We start from the raw sequence: 25,955 nt of genomic DNA, 5'->3' as shown, positions 1-25,955 counted from the left end.
CCCTCTCATAAGCCATCCCATGACCAACAACCAGACCGGCCACCAGATTGGCGGCCAGACAGCCAACATCGAATGGCGCGACGGGCAAATCCCCGTTTCGACCCGGTTCGACGATCCCTATTTCTCGCTCGGCAACGGGCTTGAGGAAACGCGACATGTTTTCCTTTCGGGCAATAACCTTCCCGCGCGGCTTCGGGACGGGTTTCAGGTGGCCGAACTGGGTTTTGGCACCGGGCTCAACATGCTGGCACTGGCGCTGATCTGGCATGGGCCGAGCCTGGTACGGTTTACCTCTTTCGAGGCCTTCCCGATGACCGCCCCCGATATTGCCAAGGCACTTGCGGCCTTCCCTGAGGCCGAGGCGATTGCAGAGCCATTTCTCACCGCATGGGCGGAGGGCAAACGTGCCTTTCGGTTGGGGCAGATTGAAGTCGAGGTCAAAATCGGCGATGCGCGCGAGACGCTTGCCGGGTGGGACGGTCAGGCGGATGCCTGGTTCCTTGATGGGTTTTCTCCCGCGAAAAACCCCGAACTTTGGGGTGAGGAACTGATGCGTGAGGTCGGGCGTCACACAGCACAGGGCGGCACCTTCGCGACCTATACGGCGGCCGGCCATGTGCGCCAGAAACTCAGCGACGCGGGGTTCACCGTCGAACGCACGGCAGGCTTCGGGCGCAAACGCCACATGAGCCGCGGTATGAAAGCATGACGAACCAGACCCCGGCGCTCGGCATCTGGCTGATGGTCGCCGCGACCTTCATCTTTGCGATGCAGGACGGTATCTCCCGCCATCTCGCAGGGACGTATAACGTCTTCATGATCGTGATGATCCGCTATTGGGTCTTCGCAGGGTTTGTCCTGATGCTCGCGGCCCGCAAGGGTCGGCTCACCTCTGTGCTGCGCTCGGCGCGTCCGCGCCTTCAGTTCTTTCGTGGTGCGCTTCTGGCCTTTGAAATACTGATCATGGTCACCGCTTTCGTCCGCATGGGGCTGGTGGATGCGCCCGCGATCTTTGCCGCCTACCCGCTTTTGATCACCGCGCTGTCCGGGCCGGTGCTGGGTGAACATATCGGCTGGCGGCGGTGGGCCTCGGTCGCGGTCGGGTTCATCGGCGTGATGATCATCATCCAGCCGGGCAGCGGCGTGTTTTCCCTCAACGCGGCCTTCCCCATCGCAGCCGCCTTCTGTTTTGCGCTCTACGGGCTTCTCAACCGCTATGTCGCGCGCTTCGACAGCGCCGATGTCACCTTTGTCTACACCGGCATCGCGGGGGCCGTGGTCACGACACTGATCGGCGTCTGGTACTGGCAGGCGATGCTTCCCACGGACTGGCTCTGGATGGGTCTCCTGTGCGTAACCTCGATCTCTTCGCATTACCTGCTGATCAAGGCCTATGAGCTGTCCGAAGCTTCCGCGATCCAGCCCTTTGCCTATCTGCAACTGCCGTTTTCCGCCATTCTCGGGCTGTTCGTCTTTGGCGATGTGATCCGCAACAATGTGGTGATCGGCGCGGCGGTCGTCGTGGCCGCCGGTGTATTCACCTTTCTGCGTGCCCGTCAGGTGCGGGGCGCTTAACCCCTTGAGGCTTAACGGGCCGCCAGTTCCTTCGACAGATGGATCGGCCCGGTCTCCCCATGCAGGCGCGCGCGGTAAACCGGCAGACTTTCGGCCACACGCATCACGTAATTGCGGGTCTCGCGGAAGGGCAGATGTTCGATCCAGTCAACCGGATCGACCTTGCCCGTGCGGGGATCGCCATAACGGGTGATCCAGTCGCGGGCGCGCGACGGACCGGCGTTGTAGCCCACTGCGATCAGCATGACGTTGTTGCCGAATTCCTCTTCGAGCTGCGCCAGATAGGCGGAGCCGAGGCGTGCGTTGATGATCGGATCGAAAAGCTGACCGTCCGTGTACCCCGCGATCCCCAGCTTTTCCGCCATCGCGGCCCCGGTGCGTGGCATGAGCTGCATCAGCCCGCGCGCCCCGACGTGGCTCTGCGCCATGGGATAGAACTCGCTTTCGCGCCGGGCAATGGCCATGGCAAGCTCCGGCTCGACCGGAAGATCGGCCTTCGCAAGCGCATGCAGCGGATAATAGGCGCGATTGAGCACGATGCCCTGATCGGCGGCGAATTTCGCCACCAGAACCGCAAGGTAGGGATCGTGATCGAGCGCCAGATCGCCCAATTGCCCCAACTCCTGCGGCGAGAGGCTTTCGCCCAGATGACGCATGAAACGCGCGGATTGCGGCAAATCCCCGGCCTCTTCAAGCAACAATGCGGCCTTGAGCACGGAGGATCCCATGAAGGACGCCTGTTTGTAATCGGCAAAGCGCATCTCACCGGTCAGGGCCGGATCGAGAGAACGACCGATTTTCTCGGCGGACAGAAGCCCGTAGAACGACGTCTGAAACTGCGCGCCAAAGGCATAGGCGGCGGCGGCATCGTCCTTGGCCCCCATGACCTCGAGCGCGCGCCCCTCCCAATAGCCCGCACGGCCAAGGGAAATCGGCGTGCTCACCGCCATGCGGAACCGATTGAAATGATCGAGCGCCTTGCCCGGCTCCTTGAGATAGCGCAGCGCGACATAGCCCGCGAGCCATTCGAGATCGGCATAGTCGCTTTGATCCGGGGTCAGCCCGTGACGGGCGGCGACCGTATAGGCAATCTGCTCCTTGCCGTCGCGCATCATCTGACGCGCAAGCATGCGGCGCCGGTCGCTCCAGACCTCGGGCTTGCCCAAGCCCTCGGGCGTCGATTGTTGCAGCAAAAGCGTCACCGCATCCTCGTTGCGCCCTCTGCGCACCCGCCATTCGAACCGCGCATGGGCCAGAACCGGGTGATCGGCGAGACTTGCGGGGACGGCGGAAATCGCCTCGTCCACGCCCGCCCCGTCGCGCACCAGAACGGCGGTGGCGGCGATGAGTTTGTCCCAGCCCGCGGGCAGGTTTGGCACCATGCGCTCTGCGTCCCGGAACCGGTCCCGCCAAAGCAGCATCTCGGTGCGCGCCACATGGGAAGATTTCAGGATCGAGCCATAGCGCGCCAGAAGGGCCTGCTCCTCCTCCGCCTTCAAGGCCAGCGTGTTCCAGACCAGCGCCGCTTCGGCCTGGGCATCCGCGGACTGGCCAAGCGCCTCATAGGCCGCGATCAGACGCAACGCCCCCGCGCCGGTTTGCGGCGGATAGGCGGTGAGATAGTCGATCACCGCGCGCGGATCGGCATCGGCGGGGATCGCCGCCTCGCCCTTTTCCGCCAGAAGCGGCAGGCCGGGCCAATCGGCATGACGTTTCAGGAAATCGCGATATTCCGCAAACGTCCCCCGACCCGCACGCAGATACTGCCAGTCGATGATGTCCCGCCCGATGCCGCGCGCCTCTTCGCGTGCAAGGGACCAATTGCCCTCCGCCCGTGCCGCATTGGCCCGCGACAGCGCATCCGATTCGGGCGACGCCGCGGCGGACATGGCGGAAAAAGCTGCAAATACAAATACGTAAGCCGTCTTCATGGCGGACTTCTGAAACATGATCGGGTCTGGACCTTCGGGATATCTTGTGGGGACTGCTCGGTTTTTCCCAAGGATGAACGCGCGCGCGGGGGACAGCAACACAGATTCTTGTGAACCGCGCCGAAGGCGGCTAGTTTCCGCCGGAACTTTCACGGGCGACTCAGGGCAAAATGCCTTGGGGCCCTTACTGCGAAAAGGAGCGTACGATGTTCAAAGGATCCATTCCTGCACTGGTGACGCCGTTCAAGAACGGCGAGCTGGATGTCGATACGCTCAAACGTCTGGTCGAATGGCATATCGCCGAGGGCTCATCGGGCCTCGTCCCCGTCGGCACCACGGGTGAATCCCCCACGCTCAGCCATGCCGAGCACCAGAAGGTGATCGAGATCGTCGTCGACACCGTCGCCGGTCGTATTCCGGTGATCGCGGGTGCCGGGTCGAACAACACCGCCGAGGGTCTGAACCTGATCCGGCATGCCGCAAAAGTCGGTGCGGACGCCGCCCTCGTGGTGACGCCCTATTACAACAAACCGACGCAGAAAGGCCTGATCGCGCATTTCACCGCAATGCATGCCTCCGCCGACCTGCCGATCGTGATCTACAACATTCCGGGCCGTTCCGTGATCGACATGACCACAGCGACCATGGCGGAGCTTGCGAAACTGCCGCGCATCGTCGGCGTCAAGGATGCCACCGGCGATCTCTCGCGCGTGGCGAAAACCCGTATCGCCTGCGGGCCGGAGTTCTGTCAGCTCTCCGGCGAGGATGCCACGGCGCTTGGGTTCAACGCCCATGGCGGTGTCGGCTGTATCTCCGTGACCGCCAACGTCGCGCCGAAGCTTTGTGCCGAGATGCAGGCCGCGACACAGGCGGGCGATTACGCAACCGCGCTCGAGATCACCGACAAGCTGATGCCGCTGCACCTGGCGATCTTCCTTGAACCCGGTGTATGCGGCGCGAAATACGCGATGTCGCTTCTGGGACTGTGCTCCGACGAGGTACGCCTGCCGCTCACGCCGCTGTCGGATGAGACCAAAGCCGCGATTAAGGCGGCGATGGAACACGCCGGGCTGCTCTGAGCCTCGACACATTCGAATCGGAAAGGGGCCCTTTGCGGCCCCTTTTCGTTACATATGTCGGCTTTCGATCTGGGTGCGTCGCACATGGCGCAGCACTTCCATCAGAAGCGCGGTCATCATGCCGATGTTCAAAAGCCCGTTGGTTGCGGCAAAACCACTGAGAAGGCGCCATTTTTCCGGCAAGAGCAAATCGCCGAACCCCAGCGTCGTGAAGGATTCGAGAGAGAAATACAGCGCCTCCTCGAAATGCACGAACAGCCCGAGGGAACGAAAGGCGATGGCCCAGATCCACACCCCCGCCGTGATCATCCAAAGCACGGCCAGCACAGCGCCGAACAGCACGAGCGCCAATTTCGGACGATGCGGTTCGCGGATCAGCCAAGTGTGCGCCTTTTGCAGTACCAGTTCGAGCATCAGAAACCCCAAGGCGGCCACGAAGACCGACAGGAGAATAAGGCCGCTTCCGACAAGTATTTGGAGAAACATGGGGGCTCCGGTCATATTTCGTCGTGTTTTGCCAGATTTCCCCCTGCCGGACCAGTGGACAGATCGCCGCCGAACGCCTATCTGACGTTCCACTATGGCCAAGAAAAAACAGACCCCGGAAGAAAAGAACTACAAGGTGATCGCCGAGAACCGGCGCGCGCGCTACGACTATGCCATCGAGGATGACATAGAATGCGGCATCGTGCTCACCGGGTCCGAGGTCAAATCGCTGCGCACCGGGCAATCCAACATCGCCGAAAGCTATGCCTCGGTCGACGATGGCGAGCTTTGGCTGACCAACGCCTATATCGCCCCCTATGAGCAGGCGATGTTCCCGCATGAAGAGCGCCGCAAGCGCAAGTTGCTGGTGTCCCGGCGCGAGTTGGCCCGGCTTTGGCAGGCCACCGGGCGTCAGGGCATGACCCTTGTGCCGCTGGTGATGTATTTCAATCATCGCGGCAAGGTGAAGATCAAACTCGGCATCGCCAAGGGCAAGAAGAACGTCGACAAGCGCGAAACCGAAGCGAAACGCGACTGGGGCCGTCAGAAGCAACGGCTTTTGCGCCACGGCGACTGAGCGGTTTTTACGCCCGCACGGCATTTTGTGTCCCGGCAAACCGCCTGTGCTCATTGCATCGCTTGCACCCGTAAGCCGGTAACGCTAAGGCAGGAACGACTGTCTTCAGGACCGAAAGAGGTCACATGCCCGAGAGCGATCCGAAAACACTGGTGTCCACCGCCTGGCTTGCCGAAAACCTCAAGGCGCCGGAGTTGCGGCTCATCGACGCCAGTTGGTACATGCCCGCAGACAACCGCGATTGCCGCGCCGAATACGAGCGCGAACACATTCCCGGTGCGCGGTTTGTCGACATCGACGAGGTGGCCGATCTGCGGTCGAGCCTGCCGCATATGTTGCCGCCGGTGGAGAAATTCATGTCCCGCATGCGCGCGCTCGGCATCGGCGACGGGCATCAGGTTGTGGTCTATGACACCTCCGGCATCTTTTCAGCGCCACGCGTCTGGTGGATGTTCAAATATTTCGGCCAGGACAATGTTGCCGTTCTGGACGGCGGTCTGCCGAAATGGAAATCCGAAGGCCGTCCGGTCACCGACATCCCGCCCGTGATCCGCGACCGCCACATGGTGGTCGAGGAACGCCCCGAGCTTGTGCGCGATGTGACCCAGGTGGCCGCCTCTTCCAAACTCGGCGATTACGTCATTATCGACGCGCGTTCGTCCCGCCGGTTCAAGGGCGAAGAGCCAGAACCGCGCCCCGGCCTTGCCTCCGGCCATATCCCGAATTCCCGCAACGTGCCGTTTCCGGAGGTTCTGAACCCCGATGGCACATTGAAATCCAATGAGGCGCTGCGCCGTATTTTCGAAAACGCGGGCGTCGATCTGAACAAACCGGCGATCACCACCTGCGGGTCGGGGGCGAGCGCCGCTATTTTGGGCCTCGCGCTCACCCGTCTCGGCGTGCCTTTCTCGCTCTATGACGGATCCTGGGCGGAATGGGGCATGTATGGCGACCTGAAAGTCGCAACTGGAGACGCGTAATGCTGAGCAACCTGAAGCCGCAACCGGCGGATAAAATCCTTCAACTGATGCAGTTCTACCGCGAAGATCCGCGCGAGACCAAGATCGACCTTGGCGTCGGCGTCTACAAGGACGCGACCGGCCACACGCCCATCATGCGCGCGATCAAGGCGGCTGAGAAACAGCTCTGGGACGAGGAAACCACTAAGAGCTACACCGCGCTCTCCGGCGATCCGGCCTTTGGCGCGGCGATGAAAGCCATGGTTCTTGGCGACAGCGTGGATCACGCCCGCGTTGGCGCAATCGCGACCCCCGGCGGCACCGGTGCGGTGCGTCAGGCGCTTGAGCTCGCCAAGCTCGTCGATCCGGAGACCACCGTCTGGACCTCGAACCCGACCTGGCCGAACCATGTGTCGATCATCAAGTTCATGAAGCTGAACCACGCCGAATACGCCTATTTCGACGAGGCCTCCTGCACCGTCGATTTCGATGCGATGATGGACAGCCTCAAGGCGCTGAAAGCGGGCGATGTGGTGTTGCTGCATGGCTGCTGTCACAACCCGACGGGCGCGAACCTGACGCTCGAACAATACGGTCTGGTGGCCGATCTGATCGCCGAGAAAGGCGCAACCGCGCTTGTGGACATCGCCTATCAGGGCTTTGGCGACGGGCTTGAGGAGGACGCGGCGGCGACCCGTCTTCTGGCCTCCAAACTGCCGGAACTTCTGGTGGCGTCTTCCTGTTCGAAAAACTTCGGCATCTACCGCGAGCGCACCGGCTGCCTGATGGCGATCTCCGAGACAGCCGAGCAGACCCCGGTGACCCAAGGGACGCTCAACTACCTGAACCGTCAGAACTATTCCTTCCCGCCGGATCACGGCGCGCGTCTGGTGTCGATGATCCTCACCGACGAAGCGCTCAAGGCCGACTGGATGGCAGAACTCGAAGAAGTCCGCCTCGGGATGCTGGGGCTGCGCCAACAGCTCGCCGACGAGCTGAAACGCCTGACCAACAGCGACCGGTTCGATTTCATCGCCCGTCACCGCGGCATGTTCTCCCGCATCGGCGCTTCCCCGGAAGAGGTTCTCAAAATGCGCGAAGACTTCGGCATCTACATGGTCGGCGATTCGCGGATGAACATCGCGGGCCTCAATGCCGAGACCGTGCCGCTTCTGGCCGCTGCGATCGCCAAGACCTGCAAATAAGCATAAGCACATGCAAAAATTTACGGTCAAAAGCGCGCTTCGGCGCGCTTTTTTCATATCTTCCATGCTAAATTGAATGTGTCGCATCGCGTCACGATAAGATGACTTTTAAATGCAACTTATTCGCATATGTCTGGATACCGGACAGAACCACCAAAAGGAAACGCTATGAAAACCGAAACCGTAGATGGGCTGACCTTCGAGACCTGGACCGTGGACGAGGTCGCCAAGGCTTTCGACGCCAACGAGATTGCCGTGATCGACGTGCGCACGCCGCAGGAATATGCCTTCGAACATATCGAAGGCGCGCTGCTGATGCCGCTGTCCTTCTTCTCCGCCGAGAAATTGCCGTCACAGGAAGGCAAACGCATCATCTTCCATTGCGGCTCCGGCGTCCGCTCCGGCAAGGTCGCCATGGCCTGTGCAGCCGCTGGCATCAGCCCGGTCGGCCACATGGAAGGCGGCTTCGGCGCCTGGAAAGCGGCGGGCAAGGCCTACACCGGCACCGACATGGCAACCGGCGCGCCGAAAAAGGTCCAGGCCCAGTAAGAACCTCCCCCCTGTCATTCAGACGAGCGCTCTCCGGGGCGCTCGTTTTCGTTTAACCGGGAAAAACCTCCGCCATGGCCCGGTCGAACTCTGCCCAGGAAATCGTCGCCTTGTTGCCTGCGTAGCCATGGTAATGCGACTTGCCCGACGTGGTCGGCAACCCGGCCCAGATCCGCGCCAGATTGTTCATGAAGCGCTGCCGGGTGATCTCGCCCGCGCGCAGTTCGTAAATCCCGGCATCGGCCAGCAGGATGTCCGCCAGACGGTCCTGCACGGCAGAGGTAAAGATCACCTCCGGCCCGAGATCCAGTTCGGTGACCAGTGACGCCAGTGTCGAAGGAATGAACTGGTAGTAACCGATGGCATGAGGCTGGCCGGGCGTGGCGTCGATCCAGGCGAAAATCTCACCCAGCGTCATTTGCGTCGGTTTCTTCGCAGGCCTGCGCGTCGCCCCGTGCTGCACCGCATCGTAGCCGTCACGTGGACTTTCCGCCCGTCCGATCAAGGCACGGATGCGCAGAATATCCGCAGACGCATGCATGACACCGCGAATGCGCGCACGGTCATCCGGGCGCGGCGGCAGAGGCTCGAAGAAACTGCCCTCCGCCCGTCCGGCAAACAGACTCGGCCCAAAACTCTCCGCGCCGTTCAAAGGCGTGGACAGCGGCTGCGGCAGGCTGGCGACAAGAGGCTGGCGCTCGAGATCCCAGGCCTGCCCGCTGGGCCGCAACAGGGACACCGGCTCGGCCAGCAACGTATGCGGCCAGAGCAGAATGATCACCAGCAGAACGCACGTTTTGCGCGACATCGGGTCCTCGACGTTTTGAAAGGGTCGACGACCGGTCTAGGTCAGCTTGGTTGAGAAATCGTTAGGACCAAACTCCGGGCCTGAAAGAGGAGACATGAAAAAGCCCGGGCGCTTGTGACGCCCGGGCCTGTTTTTCAGACTGAGGAAGGGATCAGCCTTTGTAGAACTCCGGATAGGCTTCCATGCCAAGCTCGCCTTTGTCGAGACCCATGATCTCTTCTTCTTCGGAGACGCGGATGCCCATGACCATTTTCAGGATGAACCAGACGATGGCGGACACCACGAAGGTGAAGACACCGACGATCGCGATGGAGATCAACTGACCGCCAAGGGTGGCATCGGGGTTGGTGAAGACCACGGCGATGGTGCCGTAGATACCGCAGAAGAGGTGGACCGGAATGGCGCCGACGACATCGTCGATTTTCAGCTTGTCGAGCAGCGGCACGGCGAAGACCACGATGATACCGCCCACGGCACCGATCAGGGTAGCTGCACCCAGGGTCGGGGTCAGCGGTTCGGCGGTGATGGACACGAGACCGGCCAGCGAGCCGTTGAGCACCATGGTGAGGTCGACCTTGCCGTAGACAAGCTGGGTCACGATCAGAGCGGCAATCGCACCACCGGCAGCCGCGGTGTTGGTGTTCGCGAAGATGCGGGAGATGTCAGCCACGTTGCCAGCAGTGTCCATGTAGAGTTGGGAACCGCCGTTGAAACCGAACCAGCCGAGCCACAGGATGAACGTACCGAGCGTTGCGAGCGGCAGGTTGGAACCCGGGAAAGCGGTGACTTTGCCGTCTTTGTACTTGCCGATACGCGGACCGAGGATGAGGGCACCGGCCAGAGCGGCCCAGCCACCCACGGAGTGCACGACGGTGGAGCCAGCGAAATCGAGGAAGCCGTAGTTCGCATCGAGGAAACCGCCGCCCCATTTCCAGGAGGCCTGGATCGGGTAGATGAAGCCGGTGAGAACCACGGTGAAGACCAGGAACGGCCACAGTTTGATGCGCTCGGCCAGGGTACCGGACACGATGGACGCGGTGGTGGCACAGAACATCAGCTGGAAGAAGAAGTCGGAACCGACGGAGGCATAGGTCAGGTCGGTGTCGGGGGAACCGCCCACCGGCTCAAGCACGGTCATCGAGAAGGCGCCGAGCACGTTGGTTATGGACCAGGCATCGCCAGGGTACATCAGGTTGTAACCGATGATGTAGTACATCACGGCAGCGATCGCGAAGAGCGCGATGTTCTTGGTCAGCTGCATCGCCACGTTCTTGGAACGCACGAGCCCGGCTTCGAGCATGGAGAAGCCCGCGCCCATCCACATCACCAGGAAACCGGTGACGAGGAACATGAAAGTGGTGAAGATATAGCCGATTTCTTCGTTCGGCGGCGTCATGTCGGCCGCCATTTCGGCCTCTTGCGCAAACCCCATGGCCGGCAGCGCGACGAGCGCGGCGGCAAGGGGAAGATATTTGGTGAGTTTCATCTGTCTCAAGTCCCTTTCGTTTCGGGTAAGCGCGATTAGATCGCGTCGTCGTTGGTCTCGCCGGTACGGACGCGGGTCGCGCCTTCCACGTCGAGGACAAAAATCTTGCCGTCGCCGATCTTGTCGGTCTTGGCGGTGGTTGCGATGGTCTCCACCACCTGATCGGCCATGGCGTCGGCCACGACGATTTCGAGCTTCACCTTCGGCACGAAGTTCACGGCATATTCTGCGCCGCGATAAATCTCGGTGTGACCGGACTGCGAGCCAAAGCCCTTGATCTCCGTCACCATCATGCCGCGCACACCGATACCGGTGAGTGCTTCGCGGACTTCTTCAAGCTTGAACGGCTTGATTGCAGCAATAATGAGTTTCACGTTTTTCCCCTTCCGTTTGAGCGGGCGGCGTCCGAAAGACAGCCACGGGGTCAGCAAAACGGTGTTCAGAGTTGCTTCACAAGGAATCCGCGCAGGAATCCTGTGTCATTTTCAGGAGCTCCTGCTCAAAGATTATACATTTTGTGCGCGCAGATTAAAAAATGGGCGCAAAATAAAGAGGCAAAGGCGACTCATTTCGTCTTAACTTTCCCCTCAACATCCAGAGGCCAAGTCTTTACACTCACCGCAACCAAGAACGGATCGAGATCGAGCAAGAGACATGACCGGACCAAACCGGGGAAAGCCCAGGCTGGTGGCGGATAGACGCTATCCCGCGACCCAGAAGGCCCAGAAAAAACAGACAAAGCCCAAGGGACCGCAAAAGCCCAGGGCACCGAAAAAACCGCGCGCCAACCGCACGCGCAAGCGGTCGTCCAATATCTTCCTGCGCCTTATCGGCGGCCTCTGGCGGCTGATCTGGATCACCCTCACGCGGGCCGGAATCGCGCTTGCCGTGATCATCGGCATCGCGGTGTTCTACCTTTACTCGAGCCTGCCCCCCTATGACTCGCTTCTGGACGGGCGGGCGCGCGGCTCGGTCACCCTCCTGGATCGCGACGGATCGGTCTTTGCCTGGCGTGGCGAACAATTCGGCGGGCAAATCACCGCCGACACCGTGTCGCCCTATCTGAAAGAGGCGATCGTCGCCACGGAAGACAAACGCTTCTATCGCCATTTCGGCGTCAGCCCGCGCGGCATCGCCTCCGCCATCCGCATCAACCTCTCTGAGGGGCGCGGGCCACTGTCCGGGCACGGGGGATCGACCCTGACCCAGCAGACCGCGAAGCTTCTCTGTCTCGGCGTGCCCTACGATCCGAAGAAGTGGAAGACCCAAACCGAATACGAGGACGACTGCCGGGAAACCACGATTGCGCGCAAGCTCAAGGAAATGGTCTTCGCCATGGCGATGGAGGCGCGCTATTCCAAGAACGAGATCCTGTCGATCTACATGAACCGCGCCTATCTCGGCGCCGGCGCGAACGGCTTCGAAGCCGCCGCCCAGCGCTATTTCGGCAAATCCGCCGCCGAGGTGAACATCTCCGAGGCCGCCATGCTCGCGGGTCTGTTGCAGGCCCCCACGCGTTATGCCCCGACGAACAACCTGCAACGCTCGCAGGAACGGGCGGGGATCGTGCTCCTGCTGATGAACCAGCAGGGCTACATCACGGACGAGGAACGTGCCTATGCCAAGGCCCATCCCGCCGAACTGTCTGAAACGGCGGAAAAACGCGCGGGCGGCTATTTCGCCGATTGGGTGATGGGCGCGGGGCCGGATTTTCTCACCCGCGACACGACCGAGGACGTGGTGATTGAAACCACCTTCGACCAACGCATTCAGGCCGCGGCCGAAGAGGCGCTGATCTGGATTTTCGAGAACAAGGTCCGCGAAGGATCGGAGGCACAGGCCGCCATCGTGGTGATGTCCGCCGACGGCGCGGTCCGCGCCATGGTGGGCGGGCGCAAGCTCAAGGTTTCGGGCGCCTTCAACCGGGCGACACAGGCGAAACGCCAGCCCGGCTCCTCGTTCAAACCCTTCGTCTACGCCACGGCGCTCGACATGGGCTGGTCCTATGACGATGTGGTGGTGGACGAACCGATCACGCTCAACATCCCCGGCTCCGGCCCCTGGTCGCCGCAGAACTACGACCGCAAGTTCCACGGCGCCGTCACCCTGACCGACGCGCTCAAGCACAGCTACAACATCCCGGCAGTGGAACTGGCGATGGATGCGGGGCTTGAGAACGTGCGGACCGTGGCGTCGAGCTTCGGGATCGAAAGCGATCTGGCGCAAGGCCCGGCTCTGGCGCTCGGCGTGTCGGAAACCACACTGCTGGAGATGACCGGGGCCTATGCCGGGATCCTGAACGGCGGTTCTTCCGTGGCGCCCTACGGTCTCAAATCCCTGCGTCTCAAGGGCGACAACACGCCGCTGATGGGGCAGGAAGGCGGGCTTGGCGAGCGGGTCATCACCCCGGACAGTGCCCAGCAACTCATCTACATGATGTATAACGGGGTTCAATCCGGCACCGGTGCGCGGGCACAAATTCCGGGCTATGAGGTCGCGGGCAAAACCGGCACGACGCAGGCCGCGCGCGATGCCTGGTTCATGGGCTTTACCGCCGATTACGTCGCGGGCGTCTGGATGGGATACGACGACAACTCGCCCTTGACCGGGGTAACCGGTGGCGGGCTCCCCGCCGAAATCTGGCAGCGGACTATGGCGCAGGTGCAAAGCGGCCTTGAGCCCAAACCTCTGCCGATGATCCGCCCCGCCGCCCCTCCCACGGTGCAGCGTGCGCAACCCTCGGGCAACGGCCAGCGTGGCAACGACAAGGCCGACAATGTGCTGCTCGATCTTCTGGGGGCGATTTTCGGCAACGGCAACTGACAAAAAAACGCGCCTTCCGGGGCGCGTTTTTCCATTCACTCTTTCGGGGGCGATCAGGCCAGCGATGCCGTCAGCTTGTCGATCGACCCACCGGCCTTGTCGAGCATCGCCCCGATCTCGGCGCGTTCGGATTTCAGAAGCGAAATCCCCTCGATCTGAAGGTCGATGAACTTGCCCGCCTTGTCATGCACGATGAACGAGATGTCGAAGGGGGCTTCGCCCTGCAGGATCGCGGTGCAGCGCACATCGTAGATCGAGTTGATCTTCTGGCTGCTGTTGACCTGGATCTTGCCACCGATGAATTCGCGGAAACGCGAACCGTATTTGCGCGCAATATAGGTCTGGAACGCCTTGGTGAAGGCGCTCATCTGCGCCCCCGAGGCAGAGCGGGCGGGCGGGCCGAGCACCGAGCGGGCGATGTTGGGCATGTCGGCATAACGCACCAGCACCTTCTCGAACTCGACATACATCGCCGCTTCGGACCTGCCCGAATTGATGATGGTATTGATGTCCGCCACCGCCTTGCCGATCAGCGCCTCCGCCTGAGACGTGGAAAAGGCCAGCGCCGCGCGGGGCAGCACCAGAGCTGCGCCGAGAGCGCCGAGAGTCATGCGGCGGGTGAACCCGAAGTCACTCATAGAAGTCCTCATAAATATCATAGGTCGCGGCCTGATCCGCCCCCTCTTCGCCCGCGACGATCGGTGTGCCGAGCTCATAGCGGCGATTGTCGAGATAGGTCAGGCGCATCTGCGTATAGCTGTCGGCGCTGTCATACATCAGCGATTCATACAGGTCCGAGTAACGATAACGTGTGTCGGCCAGATCGGCGACTTTCAGCCCCGTCTTGTAGCTCGCCTCCGGGTTGCCCAGAAGGTTGCCCACCGGATCCAGCGCGATATCGACGATCAGGCCGAACGCATCGCGCTCCGTCGACGGCCCGTAGACCGGCAGCACGACATAGGCCCCTTCGCCCACACCCCAAGTGTAAAGCGTCTCGCCGAAATCGGAATCGCGTTCCTCAAGCCCCATCCCCGTCGCCGGATCGAACAGCCCGCCGATCCCCACGGTCGCGTTGACCGCGAAGCGCGCGGTGTTGTGCAGCGCATCCCCCAGTCGCAATTGCAGCACGTCGTTCACCACGGTGCCCGGAATGCCCAGCGTGTCGGAGACATTCGACAGCCCCTTGCGCAGCGGATCGGGCACCACCGTACCATAGGCGGTCGACACAGGTTTGATCACGCTGCGGTCGAGCGCCACGTTGGTCTCGTGCCAACTGCGGTTCACCTCCTCGTAGGGATCGTTGATCCCGCCCCCTTGCGGCGCGGCGGTACATCCCACCAGCACTCCGAGGGAAAGGACCGCGATCAGCGGCAGGAACCGGGTTTGGAAAACTCGCATCATGGCAGACTTTCGGTTCAGAACGTAACAAGACATTCGCGTCGTGGGTATATGCCCAGATAGTATGACACGAATGAAAGCCCAATATTAACCCTCCGGGTGTTATGAGTCTGTGACATAGTTTCAACAAAGCGTGCACGGTTGCGCAGCCCTCCTGTCAAACCCCGCACATATCGCGAAAACCGGATAAGACAGCCACATGAGTGAACAAAACCGCATCGGACGAGGGGAGTTGATCGACGCCCGCGGAGAATCGCGTGGCCTGTTCTGGGCGGCGGGGCTGTTTTCCGTCTGCATCAACCTTCTGATGCTCACCGGTCCGCTTTTCATGTTGCAGGTCTACGACCGGGTGCTCGGCTCCGGATCCGAGGCCACCCTGCTCGCGCTGTTCTCGATCGTCGGTTTTCTCTACCTGATGATGGGCCTGCTCGACGGCACCCGTGCGCGGCTTCTGTCACGGATCGGGGCACGGTTTCAGAGCGCGCTCGAAGATCGGGTGTTCCACGCCGCTCTGGGTCATGCCGCGCTGACCCCGCGCGAGGCAGGCAAGAGCCGCGCCATGGATCAGCTCTCCGCCCTGCGCCGGTTCTTTGGTTCCACGGCCTTTGCCGCGCTTTACGATCTGCCGTTCACCCCGATCTTTCTTCTGGGGATTTCTCTGTTTCATCCCTATCTCGGACTTCTGGCCACGGGAGGAGGTGCGGTTCTGGTCGCCGTTGCCCTCTGGCATCGCAGCCTCGCCAGACCCGCACAGGACGCGATGATCCGCGCCGAAGCCGAAGCCAGCCAGACCGCCAGAAGCATGGGGGCATCCGCCGAGGCGCTCACCGCCCTTGGCATGCGCGAGGCCGCCTATCGGCGCTGGCTCAGGATGCGCGACACGGCCCTTGAAAAGACGGTCATCAGCGAGGACACGACCCACGGTTTCGCCGCCGCCTCCCGCACGCTGCGCCTGTTCCTGCAATCCGCCATACTGGCCATGGGGGCCTGGCTGGTGCTCGAACGTCAGGTCACACCGGGCGCAATGATCGCCAGCTCCATTCTGCTGGGCCGGGCGCTGCAACCCGTCGATCTGCTGATCGGGCAATGGGCCATCGTGCAACAGGCACAGCGGGGCTGGTCCGATCTCGCCGAGCTTCTGGGCAAAACGCCCCAAGCGAAGCCGCGCACCGAACTACCGCGACCTCATGCACAGCTAACGGTGCATCAGCTCTTCGTCATGCCCCCGGGCCAGCACCAAGCCGCGCTCCGGATGATCGGTTTCGATCTCGCCCCCGGCGAAGCGCTTGGCGTCATCGGCCCCTCGGGTGCCGGCAAGTCGACATTGGCGCGCGCCCTGACCGGGGTCTGGCAACCGGCCAGCGGCTCGATCCGGCTCGATGGCGCGACGCTGTCGCATTATGCCCCCGAAGCGCTCGGCAATTACATCGGCTACCTGCCGCAACAGGTGCAGCTTTTCGACGGCACCATCGCCGAGAACATCGCCAAACTGTCGTTGAGCCCCAATGCCGAGGCCGTCGTCGCTGCCGCGAAAAAAGCCGATGCGCATGATTTGATCCTGTCGCTGCCCGAGGGGTACGACACGCTGGTCGCTTCGGCGGGTGGGCTTTTGTCCGGCGGACAGATGCAGCGCATCGGCCTGGCCCGCGCGTTTTACGGCGATCCGGTGATCGTCATTCTCGATGAGCCGAACGCCAATCTCGACAACAATGGCTCGCTGGCTCTGAATGCCGCGATCCGTCGCCACAAACAGCAGGGCGGTGCCCTTCTGATCATGGCGCACCGGCCTTCGGCAATTCAGGAATGCGAAAAGCTCCTCGTGCTGGATGGCGGCATGCGCCGTGCCTTCGGCCCGCGCGATCAGGTGCTGTCCGACATGGTGAAGAATTCCACCGAGATTCAGAAAGCCCGCACAGAGGCCGGGCCCCGAAGCGGCCCGACCTCCGGCATGGGGGGCGTGCAATGACCCCGTCCACGGCCTGGCCCGCTCGCCGCATCGTGCTCTTCGGCCTGTTCTGTGTCACGCTCTTGCTCGGCGGCTTTGGCGGCTGGACGGTTTTCGCCCGGATCGACGGGGCCGTCGTCGCTTCGGGTCAGGTGCAGGTCGAACAGAATCGACAAGCCGTGGCGCATCGCGACGGCGGGGAGGTGGCCGCCGTACATGTCTCCGAAGGGGACCCTGTGACCATGGGAGCGCTTCTGATCTCGCTGTCACCGGACGAATATCTCAGCGACCTAGCCCTGATCGAAACCCAGCTTTTCGAATATATCGCCCGCGCCGCGAGGCTTGAGGCCGAACGAGACGGGGCGGATACGCTGACCCTCGCACCGGAACTCGTGGCACGTATGGCGGAGGACCCGCAGGTGGCCCGTTCGGTGACCGGTCAGCGCGATCTGTTCACCGCACGGCGCGAGACCGCCCGCGCGGAAATCGACCAGCTCGGCAAACAACGCAGCCAGATCGAAGTGCAGATCGGCGGGCTTGGCCGCCAGAAAGCCGCCCTCTCCGAACAGCTTGACTTGCTCGAAGAAGACCTTGCCGCGCAAAATGCCCTGCTCGACCGCGGGCTGACCCAGCAAAGCCGGGTGATCGGGTTGCGCCGGGATGCGGTGAGCCTCGCCGCCGAAATCGGCCGCATCGACACGTCCGAGGCACAGGCACAGGTGCAGATCACCGAAATCGAGTTGCAAATCCTCAAGGCGGCCAGCGACCGGCGCGAAAGCGCCATCACCGAGCTGCGCGACATTCAGGCCGAGATCGGCAGCCTGCGCGAGCAACGCAGCGCGCTTGAAGTGCGGCTCGCCCGGCTCGACATCCGCGCCCCGGTGGCGGGCGTGGTCTATGGCCTGACGGTCTTCGGCCCCGGCGCCGTGGTACAACCCGCACAGCCCGTGCTGTTCATCGTGCCACAGGATCGTCCACTGATCATCACCGCCAGCATCAGCCCGACCCATGTCGATCAGGTCTACCCCGGACAACCGGTGCGGCTGCGCTTTACCTCCTTCGACCGCCGCGCGACGCCCGAGCTCGAAGGTCAGGTCATGCGCATCTCGCCGGACGCCTTCACCGACGAGGCCACGGGCGCGCGGTATTACCGTGCCGACATCCATATCCCCGAGGACCAGCGCGCCCGCTTGCCCGCAGGCTCCGTGCTCATTCCCGGCATGCCGGTCGAGGCCTATATGGCGACCGGAGAACGCTCGCCCATCGCCTATCTGACGAAACCGCTCACCGATTATTTCACCCGCGCCTTCCGCGAAGACTGAGGGTGTATTAAGACCACTTCAGACGACTCAGAACAAGGACTGACCATGGACCTCTCCGCCAAGCTTTCCGACCTCGGCCTCACCCTGCCCGATGCCCCGGCGCCCGCCGCCAATTACGTGCCCTTCGTGCAGAACGGCCAGCAGCTTTTCATCTCCGGTCAGATTTCCTCCGGCCCCGCCGGGCTGATCTGCGGCAAGCTCGGTGCGGATCTCGACACCGAAGCCGGGGCCAAGGCCGCCGAGCGCTGTGCTCTGGCGCTTCTGGCGCAGGCCAATGCCGCCGTCGGCGGGGATTTCTCCAAGGTGAAGCGGCTGGTGAAGCTGGTGGGCTTCGTCAATTCGACGCCCGAGTTCACCGAACAGCCGAAAGTGATCAACGGCGCTTCCGATCTCATGGTCGCCGTCATGGGTAAGGCCGGGCGTCATGCCCGCTCCGCCGTCTCCGCCGCCAGCCTGCCGCTGGGTGTCGCGGTCGAGATCGAAGCGATTTTCGAGCTGGTCTGATGCCCACTCTCGATCCTGCCTTTTTCAAGGCCCCGATTGCCCACCGCGCTCTGCACGATGGCAATCGAACCCGTGCCGAGAACAACATGAAAGCCATCGAATCCGCCATCGCCGGCGGATTCGGCATCGAGATTGACTTGCAGCTTTCCTCTGACGGGGAGGCGATGGTGTTTCACGATTACAGCCTGCACCGGCTGACCGAGGGCTCCGGACCCTTCGCGCAACGCAATGTCACCGAACTTACGGAGCTGCGGTTCAAAACCGGCGAGGTCGGAGTTCCGACGCTGGAACAGGTGCTCGATGCCGTGGCCGGGCAAGTCCCGCTTTTGATCGAGATAAAGGACCAGGACGGCGCCATGGGGCCCAAAGTGGGCCTTCTTGAGGAGGCTGCCGCGCGGGCACTTGCGGGCTATCAGGGGCCGGTGGCGCTGATGTCCTTCAACCCGTATTCGGTGGCCAAACTGGCCGAGCTCTGCCCGGAGATCCCGCGAGGCCTGACCACCAGCGCCTGGTCCGGGAACGGAGACAAGATGGTTCCGGAAAGCCGCCGTGCGGAACTCCGGGAGATTCCGGATTACCACCGGGTGGATGCCTGCTTCATTTCGCACCAATGGGACGACCTGTCTTCGCCGCGCGTGGCCGAGTTGAAATCGACGGGTGCGCATATTCTGTGCTGGACGATCAAAAGCCCGGAGGCCGAAGTACAGGCACGCCAGATTGCGGAAAATATCACCTTCGAGGGATACCTCCCGACTTGACGCCCGGAGCCTGCGTGCCAGTTTTTAAACGAATGTGGCGCGCGGGACTTCCATGACGGATCAGATCGAAATCAGCCTGATGAGCAGCCTCGACGCGATTGCGTCGAAGGACTGGGATGCCTGTGCCGCCCCCGGCGACGGACGGCCCGAGGACCCGTTTGTCACGTATCGGTTCCTGATGGCGCTTGAACGCTCCGCCTCGGTCGGTCCCGGCACCGGCTGGCAACCGAGCTACCTTGTGGCGCGGGCCGAGGAACGGGTGATCGCCGTCGCACCGATGTATGCCAAAAGCCACAGCCAGGGCGAATATGTGTTCGATCACAACTGGGCCCATGCCTACGAGCGCGCTGGCGGGCGGTATTACCCGAAACTCCAGATCGCCGTGCCTTTCACGCCGGTCACAGGACGTCGGCTGTTGACCCGCCCGGGGTTCGAGGACATCGGTCAAGCGGCACTGGTTCAGGGCGCGGTCGAGGTGGCGGATCAGAACCGGCTCAGCTCCCTGCATCTGACGTTTTGCACCGGAGAGGAGGTCGCCGCGGGCAAGGCCATGGGTTTGCTACATCGCACCGGGCAGCAGTTTCATTGGGACAACGCCGACTATACCACGTTCGACGATTTTCTCGCCGCGCTTTCGTCGCGCAAGCGCAAGAACATCCGCAAGGAACGCGCGCAGGCGCAGGGATTTGGCGGCGAGATCATTCAGCTCACCGGCGACGACATCAAACCCGAACATTGGGATGCGTTCTGGACATTTTACCAAGACACAGGCGGGCGCAAATGGGGCACACCCTACCTGACGCGCGCCTTTTTCTATGAGCTGCATGAGACCATGAGCGACGACGTTTTGCTGGTTCTGGCGCTCCGCGACGGGCACCCTGTTGCGGGCGCTTTGAATTTCATCGGGCGCGACCGGCTCTTCGGGCGCTATTGGGGCTGTACCGAATATCACCCAAGCCTGCATTTCGAACTCTGCTATTATCAGGCCATCGACTATGCCATCGCCCAAGGCTTGAGCCGCGTCGAAGCAGGCGCGCAGGGCGAACACAAACTGGCGCGCGGCTATCTGCCCAACACGACGCATTCGCTGCACTGGATGCGCGATCCCGGGTTTGCTCGCGCCGTGGGCGAATATCTCGAAGCCGAACGCACCGCCGTGGCCGAGGAGGTCGAGGTTTTGACCGCCTACGGCCCGTTCAAATCCACCGCCGAGGAGGACGACCATGACTGAGCTTTTAAAAGGCACCGCCCGCGACAAGGCCCTTGCGCCGCTCGTTGCACAGGGTTGGACAGAGAATTCCCACGGAACCGCGATTGAAAAGCGTTTTGTATTCCGGAACTTCGTCGAGGCCTTCGCGTTCATGACACGGGTTGCGCTGCTCGCCGAGAAACGCGATCACCACCCGGATTGGCGCAATGTGTACCGCACGGTCGAGGTGACGCTTTCGACCCATGACGCGGGCGGATTGACCGTGAAAGACATCGAATTGGCACAGAAAATGAACGAGGCAGCCGCATATGTTTGAACAGATCCTGAACCACGAGATTTACAACGGGCACACCGTGGGCGACTACCTGTCGCTCGAATTCCTCGCGGGGATCGCCGGTTCCATCCTCGGCGCCTTGCTGCTTCTGGTCGCCGGGATGATGATTTCCGGCTGGATCGGACGGCGGATTCGCGCCATCGGGCTCAGATATCAAAGCCTCGACGACACGCTGTTCAATTTCCTCGCCAATATCGCACGCTATGCGGTTCTGGCCTTCACCGTCCTGATCATCCTCAACACCTTCGGCATCCAAACCACTTCCATCGTCGCCGTCATCGGTGCCGCCGGCCTCGCCATCGGTCTGGCACTTCAGGGCACGCTGTCGAATATTGCCGCCGGGGTGATGATCATCCTGTTCCGACCCTTCAAGATCGGCGATTTCGTCGAGGTTGCGGGCAAGTCCGGGACCGTAAAGGACATTTCACTGAACTACACCGAGCTTGCCGATCTCTCCAACGTGCAGGTGATCGTGCCGAATTCGCAGGTCTGGGGCAATATCATCACCAATTACTCCACCAACCAGACCCGGCGCGCGGAATGGACCTTTGGCGTGGGCTATGGCGCCAATCTCAAGACCGCCGAAGAGGTGATCCGCAAGACCATCATGTCCGACCCCCGCTCCCTCAGCGATCCGGAGCCCTTTATCCAGGTCAACAATCTCGGCGATTTCTCGGTCGATTTCCTCGTCCGGGTCTGGGTCAAATCCGCCGATTTCTTCCCGTATCAGGCCGACATGAAGCGCAAGGTCAAAGAAGCGCTGGACGAGGCCGGGGTGGACATTCCCTTCCCGACGCGAACGCTGATCAACACCGCTGCGGCCGCCGAATGACGAAAACGCCCGGGGTATCCCCCCGGGCGTTCATCTGTCAGAGTTTTTCCAGAAGCGACTCGCCTGCGGAAATCGTGCATTCACCCGGGCTGGCCTCGACCTCCAGAACTTTCACAACCCCGTCTTCGGCATAAAGCGCAAAGCGTTTCGAGCGGTTGATCAGCCCGGCAGGCGGCGCGGTGAAATCGAGGCCCAGCGCCTTGATGAACCCGGCCTCCGCATCGCCCAGCATGGTGATCCCGGCCACATCCGCGCCGGTGTCCTTGGCCCAGGCGCCCATCACGAACGGATCGTTGACGGAGACACAAATCACTTCATCCACACCCTTATCTTTGAACTGCGGCATGGTGCGAATGAAGCTCGGCACATGCGCCGTGGTGCACACGCCCGTATAGGCCCCCGGCAGACCGAAGAGCACAACCTTGCGCCCCTTGAACTTGTCCGCAAGCTCCACGGCCGCGGGTCCCTCCGCCGTCATTTCGAGCACGCTGCCGCCGGGCAGGCTGTCTCCAACCGAAATCGTCATCTTTGTGATCCTCTGTGCGTTGTCATTCTGTCTTTCGACGATATAGGGTCGGGGCGTTTCGCGACCAGAGGAAAGATCATGAGCCACTTCATCGTTATCGGAGCCGGGCAGGCAGGCCAGAGCATCGTCACCACCCTGCGCGGGCAAGGTTTCGAAGGCGAGATCATCCTGATCGGCGAAGAGCCCGTGCCGCCCTATCAGCGTCCTCCGCTGTCGAAGGCCTATCTCTTAGGCGAGATGGAATTGGATCGGCTGTTCCTCCGGCCCGAGAGCTATTACGCGGATGAGAACATCACGCTGCGGATGGGCACCAAAGTGACCGGCATTGATCCTGTGGCCAAGACAGTGTCCCTCGGCGACGAGGTTCTGTCCTACGACAAGCTCGCTCTGACCACCGGCTCCGCCCCGCGCCTGTTGCCCGCCTCCATCGGCGGCGCTCTCGGCGGGGTCTACACAATGCGCACGCTTGCGGACGCAGATGCGATCGAACCGGAGTTTCGCGAGGGTGCCTCTGTGCTGATCGTCGGCGGAGGGTACATCGGGCTTGAGGCCGCAGCGGTCGCCGCCAAGAAAGGCCTCAAGGTCACACTTGTTGAGATGGCCGACCGGATTTTGCAACGCGTCGCCTCCGTCGAGACCTCCGACTATTTCCGTGCGCTGCATCAGGCCCATGGCGTCGATCTGCGCGAGGGCGTGGGGCTTGTGCGGCTCACCGGCGACACGCGCGTAAAAGCCGCCGAACTCACCGATGGCACCACCCTCGACGTGGATTTCGTCATTGTCGGCGTCGGCATCACCCCCGGCACGGAATTGGCCGAACTCGCCGGACTGACACTTGAGAACGGCATCAAAACCGACCTCTATGGTGCCACTTCGAACCCAGATATTTTCGCGGCGGGGGATTGTGCCTCCTTCCCGCATGACGGCGCGCAGATGCGGCTCGAATCCGTCGGGAACGCGATTGATCAAGGCGCAGTCGTGGCGAAAAACATGCTCGGCCAAGCCGTCACCTATATGCCGAAGCCGTGGTTCTGGTCCGATCAATATGACGTCAAACTGCAGATCGCCGGGCTCTTTAATGGCCATGACCGGGTCGTGATCCGCGAGACTGAGGACACGCATTCGCATTGGTATTACAAGGACGGCCAGTTGATCGCCATCGACGCGATGAACGATCCGCGCGGTTATATGGTCGCCAAGCGCCTGATCGAGAGCGGAAAAACCGCCGATCCCGACAAGGTGGCCGATCCCGCCACCGATCTCAAAGAGCTGATGCGCGGCTGATGCGGATCATTGCCGGAGAATTTCGCGGGCTGGCACTGGCCTCTGTCGGAAAAGGCGACGCGGGCGCGCATCTGCGCCCGACCACGGACCGCGTGCGCGAGAGCCTGTTTTCCGTTTTGACCGCCGGGAAATACGGCGATGCGGTCGAAGATGCACGGGTGCTCGACTTGTTTGCCGGCACTGGAGCGCTGGGGCTGGAGGCCCTGTCGCGCGGGGCGGAGTGTGTCACCTTTGTCGATGACGGGCGCAAGGCGCAGAGCCTGATCACCGAGAACATCGGGAAATGCCGTGCTGAAGCCCGCTGCGATCTGATGCGGATGGATGCCACGCGTCTGCCCATGAACCCGTCTGAACCCTACGATCTGATCTTCCTCGATCCGCCCTATACCAAAGGCTTGGGCGAGGTGGCGATTGCCGCCGCAATTGCCGGGAACTGGCTGACAAAACGTGCGCTTGTGGTCTGGGAAGACAGTGCGGAAATCACACCACCTGATGCGCTTACTCTTCTGGACACGCGCAAATACGGTGACACCAAAATCAACTTTCTGGAGCCGAAATGACACCGAAAGCCGTGATTTTCGATTGTGACGGGGTGATCGTCGATAGTGAGCCGCCGCTTTTGGAGTTCCTGCAAAAGGACTTCGCGCGCTTTGGCCTCGACATCACGCTGCATGACTTGGAGACGAAATATGTCGGCGGCACCATGGCGCTTGTCGGCGAGCGTGCACGCGCCGCAGGGGCCGCCCTGCCCGACGATTGGCAGGTCGAGGTTTACCCCCGCGTCTTCGACATGCTGCGCGCGGGCGTGCCGCTGATCCCCGGCGTTGAGGCCGCTTTCGACGCGCTGGACGCCGCGGGCATTCCCTATGCGGTCGGCTCCAACGGACCGATGGAGAAGATGGACGTGACGCTGGGCGCGCACCCCAAGGTCTTCGCCCGCCTCAAAGGTCGCATTCACTCTGCGCATACTTATGGGACCGCGAAACCCGAACCGGGGCTCTTCCTGATCGCCGCCGAACAGCTTGGCGTCTCCCCCGAAGACTGCGTGGTGATTGACGACAGCCCCTCCGGCTGTATCGCCGCACGTCGTGCCGGGATGCGCTGCTTTGGTTTTGACCCGCATGGCGACGGCGCGCGGCTGATCGAAGAGGGTGCCGAGCACCTCTCCGACATGCATGATCTGCCCGCCCGTCTCGGCCTCTAAGTCTTCATTGCAGTCAAATACTCAAACAAAAAGGCCGCCCAAAGGCGGCCTTTTCTCAAATGATCACAGACATCACTCCGTGGCGATCGTATAAGCCGCGCCCCGCGCGTCGACCCAGGGGGCTGCATCCTGCGCACGCTCCATGGCCGCTTTCACATCCGCCACAAGCTTTTCACCATCGAAGCCCTTCTCATCCATCTCGGCGATCCAGTCGGCCACGACCTCGTCGCCCAAGGCGGTGATCTTGGCGGTTTCTTCTTCGCTCAACACGTTCACCGCATTGTCGCTCGCTTCGATGACTTTCACACCGTCGTCGTCGCCCATGTCATAGGCGATGCCGGACCAGCGCGAGGCCATCAGGCCGGAGTTGCGGTCGATCACCTCTTTCAGATCATCCGGCAGGCTGTCGTATTTCGCCTTGTTCATCGCCCAGAGGAAATAGAGGTTGTAGAACGACCGGTCGCCGGCCACATCGGTTTCCGCATCGGTCAGCTCGTCGAGTTTCAAGGACGGCGACATGGCGAAGGTGATGATACCCCCGTCGAGCACGCCTTTCGACAGCGCCTCGGGGAAGGCCGGGACCGGCAAGCCAACGGGTGTGGCCCCCATTTTTTCGAGCAGAAGCGTCGAAGTACGGGTCGGGGCGCGGAGTTTCAGGCCTTCGAAATCCTCGACCTTGCGGATCGGCTCGCCTTTCTTGTGCACAAGACCCTCACCATGGGTATGGGCCGCCAGAATGTGGATGTCGGAGAAATCGTCCAGAAGGTGCTCCTGGGTGAATTCCCACGCCGCCATGGAAGACAGCTCAGCGGATTTGAGCGAGACAAACGGCAGTTCGATGGCTTCGGTTTCCGGGAAACGCCCCGGCTGATAGCCCGGAATGATCCAGCCACCGTCGATGGCGCCATCACGGATCAGATCGTACTGGTCCGGGGCCTTGCCACCAAGTTGCATCAGCGGGTAGATCTCGACCTTGATGCGACCACCGCTGTCCTTCTCGACCTTGCGGGCCCAAGGCTCCATGAAATAGGTGGCGGAGCCGGCTTTCGGAGAGACGAAATGCTGGAACCGGAGGGTGACCTCCTGTGCGGCCGCCGAAAGCGTCCCCGTGACAGACACAAGAGCTGCAAGGGCTACGGTTTTCAAAAGGGAGTTCATGG

General features: G+C 62.0%; 27 protein-coding genes. 18 read left to right on the top strand and 9 right to left on the bottom strand.

Annotation, left to right across the window (positions count from 1 at the left end; all coding sequences use genetic code 11):
- Nucleotides 1-19: 19 nt before the first annotated feature.
- Nucleotides 20-709 (top strand): tRNA (5-methylaminomethyl-2-thiouridine)(34)-methyltransferase MnmC2, encoded by a 690-nt coding sequence (gene mnmC2, locus CEW89_RS14575; RefSeq protein ID WP_096806388.1) that lies wholly within the window; start codon nucleotides 20-22, stop codon nucleotides 707-709.
- Nucleotides 706-1,575, top strand: a complete 870-nt coding sequence (locus CEW89_RS14570; RefSeq protein WP_096806387.1) for a DMT family transporter — start codon at nucleotides 706-708, stop codon at nucleotides 1,573-1,575. Before mnmC2 ends, CEW89_RS14570 begins: the two co-directional genes overlap by 4 nt.
- 11 nt (nucleotides 1,576-1,586) lie before the next feature.
- On the opposite strand, the gene CEW89_RS14565 is transcribed toward CEW89_RS14570, so the two are convergent.
- Entirely contained in the window at nucleotides 1,587-3,506 is a 1,920-nt protein-coding gene (locus CEW89_RS14565; protein WP_157779872.1) for a lytic transglycosylase domain-containing protein, read from the bottom strand.
- 206 nt (nucleotides 3,507-3,712) lie between these two features.
- Here CEW89_RS14565 and dapA point away from each other — a divergent pair, with 206 nt between their 5' ends.
- Nucleotides 3,713-4,585 (top strand): 4-hydroxy-tetrahydrodipicolinate synthase, encoded by an 873-nt coding sequence (gene dapA, locus CEW89_RS14560; protein WP_096806385.1) that lies wholly within the window; start codon nucleotides 3,713-3,715, stop codon nucleotides 4,583-4,585.
- A gap of 48 nt (nucleotides 4,586-4,633) precedes the next feature.
- On the opposite strand, the gene CEW89_RS14555 is transcribed toward dapA, so the two are convergent.
- Complete coding sequence (locus CEW89_RS14555; RefSeq protein ID WP_096806384.1) at nucleotides 4,634-5,071, bottom strand: ion channel; 438 nt, start codon at nucleotides 5,069-5,071, stop codon at nucleotides 4,634-4,636.
- Nucleotides 5,072-5,165: 94 nt separating this feature from the next.
- On the opposite strand from CEW89_RS14555, the gene smpB reads away from it, so the two are divergent.
- The 4 genes from smpB (at nucleotide 5,166) to CEW89_RS14535 (ending at nucleotide 8,361) form a co-directional block, all read left to right on the top strand.
- Nucleotides 5,166-5,648 (top strand): SsrA-binding protein SmpB, encoded by a 483-nt coding sequence (gene smpB / locus CEW89_RS14550; protein WP_096806383.1) that lies wholly within the window; start codon nucleotides 5,166-5,168, stop codon nucleotides 5,646-5,648.
- A 125-nt stretch (nucleotides 5,649-5,773) separates the two neighbouring features.
- Complete coding sequence (gene sseA, locus CEW89_RS14545) at nucleotides 5,774-6,628, top strand: 3-mercaptopyruvate sulfurtransferase (protein WP_066707835.1); 855 nt, start codon at nucleotides 5,774-5,776, stop codon at nucleotides 6,626-6,628.
- Nucleotides 6,628-7,812, top strand: coding sequence for an amino acid aminotransferase (locus CEW89_RS14540; protein ID WP_096806382.1), 1,185 nt, complete (start codon nucleotides 6,628-6,630; stop codon nucleotides 7,810-7,812). The genes sseA and CEW89_RS14540 overlap by 1 nt, the downstream gene beginning before the upstream one ends.
- A gap of 168 nt (nucleotides 7,813-7,980) precedes the next feature.
- Nucleotides 7,981-8,361: a rhodanese-like domain-containing protein gene (locus tag CEW89_RS14535; RefSeq protein WP_096806381.1), complete on the top strand. Its 381-nt coding sequence runs from the start codon at nucleotides 7,981-7,983 to the stop codon at nucleotides 8,359-8,361.
- Nucleotides 8,362-8,413: 52 nt separating this feature from the next.
- On the opposite strand, the gene CEW89_RS14530 is transcribed toward CEW89_RS14535, so the two are convergent.
- The 3 genes from CEW89_RS14530 to CEW89_RS14520 all read right to left on the bottom strand — a co-directional run bounded on the left by CEW89_RS14530 (nucleotide 8,414) and on the right by CEW89_RS14520 (nucleotide 11,029).
- Nucleotides 8,414-9,169: a lysozyme family protein gene (locus tag CEW89_RS14530; protein WP_198403429.1), complete on the bottom strand. Its 756-nt coding sequence runs from the start codon at nucleotides 9,167-9,169 to the stop codon at nucleotides 8,414-8,416.
- Between the two features lie 151 nt (nucleotides 9,170-9,320).
- A complete protein-coding gene (locus CEW89_RS14525; protein ID WP_066707824.1) occupies nucleotides 9,321-10,655 on the bottom strand; it encodes an ammonium transporter in 1,335 nt (444 codons plus the stop codon).
- A gap of 35 nt (nucleotides 10,656-10,690) precedes the next feature.
- Complete coding sequence (locus CEW89_RS14520; protein WP_066708050.1) at nucleotides 10,691-11,029, bottom strand: P-II family nitrogen regulator; 339 nt, start codon at nucleotides 11,027-11,029, stop codon at nucleotides 10,691-10,693.
- 280 nt (nucleotides 11,030-11,309) lie between these two features.
- Here CEW89_RS14520 and CEW89_RS14515 point away from each other — a divergent pair, with 280 nt between their 5' ends.
- On the top strand, nucleotides 11,310-13,478 hold the full coding sequence (locus tag CEW89_RS14515; RefSeq protein ID WP_066707820.1) for a transglycosylase domain-containing protein: 2,169 nt from the start codon (nucleotides 11,310-11,312) through the stop codon (nucleotides 13,476-13,478).
- A 53-nt stretch (nucleotides 13,479-13,531) separates the two neighbouring features.
- Here CEW89_RS14515 and CEW89_RS14510 read toward each other — a convergent pair whose 3' ends face one another.
- The gene (locus CEW89_RS14510; RefSeq protein ID WP_066707817.1) at nucleotides 13,532-14,116 is read right to left on the bottom strand and encodes an MlaC/ttg2D family ABC transporter substrate-binding protein; all 585 of its coding nucleotides are present in this window, start codon (nucleotides 14,114-14,116) and stop codon (nucleotides 13,532-13,534) included.
- The gene (locus CEW89_RS14505; RefSeq protein ID WP_244906079.1) at nucleotides 14,109-14,879 is read right to left on the bottom strand and encodes an MlaA family lipoprotein; all 771 of its coding nucleotides are present in this window, start codon (nucleotides 14,877-14,879) and stop codon (nucleotides 14,109-14,111) included. The genes CEW89_RS14510 and CEW89_RS14505 overlap by 8 nt, the downstream gene beginning before the upstream one ends.
- A gap of 196 nt (nucleotides 14,880-15,075) precedes the next feature.
- Between CEW89_RS14505 and CEW89_RS14500 the strand changes: the two genes are divergently transcribed.
- From CEW89_RS14500 to CEW89_RS14470, 7 genes are read left to right on the top strand one after another with little or no spacing between them, the layout of a single operon-like run.
- Entirely contained in the window at nucleotides 15,076-16,842 is a 1,767-nt protein-coding gene (locus CEW89_RS14500) for a type I secretion system permease/ATPase (protein ID WP_096806380.1), read from the top strand.
- Complete coding sequence (locus CEW89_RS14495; RefSeq protein ID WP_096806379.1) at nucleotides 16,839-18,143, top strand: HlyD family type I secretion periplasmic adaptor subunit; 1,305 nt, start codon at nucleotides 16,839-16,841, stop codon at nucleotides 18,141-18,143. Before CEW89_RS14500 ends, CEW89_RS14495 begins: the two co-directional genes overlap by 4 nt.
- Before the next feature lie 45 nt (nucleotides 18,144-18,188).
- Nucleotides 18,189-18,647 (top strand): RidA family protein, encoded by a 459-nt coding sequence (locus tag CEW89_RS14490; RefSeq protein ID WP_096806378.1) that lies wholly within the window; start codon nucleotides 18,189-18,191, stop codon nucleotides 18,645-18,647.
- Nucleotides 18,647-19,405 carry a glycerophosphodiester phosphodiesterase family protein gene (locus CEW89_RS14485; protein ID WP_096806377.1) on the top strand — a complete coding sequence of 253 codons (759 nt, stop codon included), beginning with the start codon at nucleotides 18,647-18,649 and terminating at the stop codon, nucleotides 19,403-19,405. The genes CEW89_RS14490 and CEW89_RS14485 overlap by 1 nt, the downstream gene beginning before the upstream one ends.
- Nucleotides 19,406-19,457: 52 nt before the next feature.
- Complete coding sequence (locus CEW89_RS14480; RefSeq protein WP_096806376.1) at nucleotides 19,458-20,636, top strand: GNAT family N-acetyltransferase; 1,179 nt, start codon at nucleotides 19,458-19,460, stop codon at nucleotides 20,634-20,636.
- Nucleotides 20,629-20,931, top strand: coding sequence for a 4a-hydroxytetrahydrobiopterin dehydratase (locus CEW89_RS14475; RefSeq protein ID WP_096806375.1), 303 nt, complete (start codon nucleotides 20,629-20,631; stop codon nucleotides 20,929-20,931). Before CEW89_RS14480 ends, CEW89_RS14475 begins: the two co-directional genes overlap by 8 nt.
- A complete protein-coding gene (locus tag CEW89_RS14470; RefSeq protein WP_066707801.1) occupies nucleotides 20,924-21,781 on the top strand; it encodes a mechanosensitive ion channel family protein in 858 nt (285 codons plus the stop codon). The genes CEW89_RS14475 and CEW89_RS14470 overlap by 8 nt, the downstream gene beginning before the upstream one ends.
- 37 nt (nucleotides 21,782-21,818) lie before the next feature.
- Here CEW89_RS14470 and CEW89_RS14465 read toward each other — a convergent pair whose 3' ends face one another.
- Nucleotides 21,819-22,307 (bottom strand): peroxiredoxin, encoded by a 489-nt coding sequence (locus CEW89_RS14465; protein WP_096806374.1) that lies wholly within the window; start codon nucleotides 22,305-22,307, stop codon nucleotides 21,819-21,821.
- Nucleotides 22,308-22,385: 78 nt separating this feature from the next.
- Here CEW89_RS14465 and CEW89_RS14460 point away from each other — a divergent pair, with 78 nt between their 5' ends.
- The 3 genes from CEW89_RS14460 to CEW89_RS14450 are packed head-to-tail and all read left to right on the top strand — an operon-like array spanning nucleotide 22,386 to nucleotide 24,795.
- Nucleotides 22,386-23,591, top strand: a complete 1,206-nt coding sequence (locus CEW89_RS14460; RefSeq protein ID WP_096806373.1) for an NAD(P)/FAD-dependent oxidoreductase — start codon at nucleotides 22,386-22,388, stop codon at nucleotides 23,589-23,591.
- Nucleotides 23,591-24,151, top strand: coding sequence for a 16S rRNA (guanine(966)-N(2))-methyltransferase RsmD (rsmD, locus tag CEW89_RS14455; RefSeq protein WP_066707792.1), 561 nt, complete (start codon nucleotides 23,591-23,593; stop codon nucleotides 24,149-24,151). The genes CEW89_RS14460 and rsmD overlap by 1 nt, the downstream gene beginning before the upstream one ends.
- Nucleotides 24,148-24,795, top strand: coding sequence for an HAD family hydrolase (locus CEW89_RS14450; RefSeq protein ID WP_096806372.1), 648 nt, complete (start codon nucleotides 24,148-24,150; stop codon nucleotides 24,793-24,795). Before rsmD ends, CEW89_RS14450 begins: the two co-directional genes overlap by 4 nt.
- Before the next feature lie 72 nt (nucleotides 24,796-24,867).
- Here the strand turns inward: CEW89_RS14450 and CEW89_RS14445 are convergent, their stop codons facing one another.
- Nucleotides 24,868-25,953 (bottom strand): TRAP transporter substrate-binding protein, encoded by a 1,086-nt coding sequence (locus CEW89_RS14445; RefSeq protein ID WP_096806371.1) that lies wholly within the window; start codon nucleotides 25,951-25,953, stop codon nucleotides 24,868-24,870.
- Between the last annotated feature and the right edge of the window lie 2 nt (nucleotides 25,954-25,955).

This window comes from Celeribacter ethanolicus, assembly GCF_002407265.1.
Lineage (GTDB): Bacteria > Pseudomonadota > Alphaproteobacteria > Rhodobacterales > Rhodobacteraceae > Celeribacter > Celeribacter ethanolicus.
Note: the sequence above shows the minus strand (reverse complement) of the source record. Positions and strands in the feature narration are given on the sequence as shown.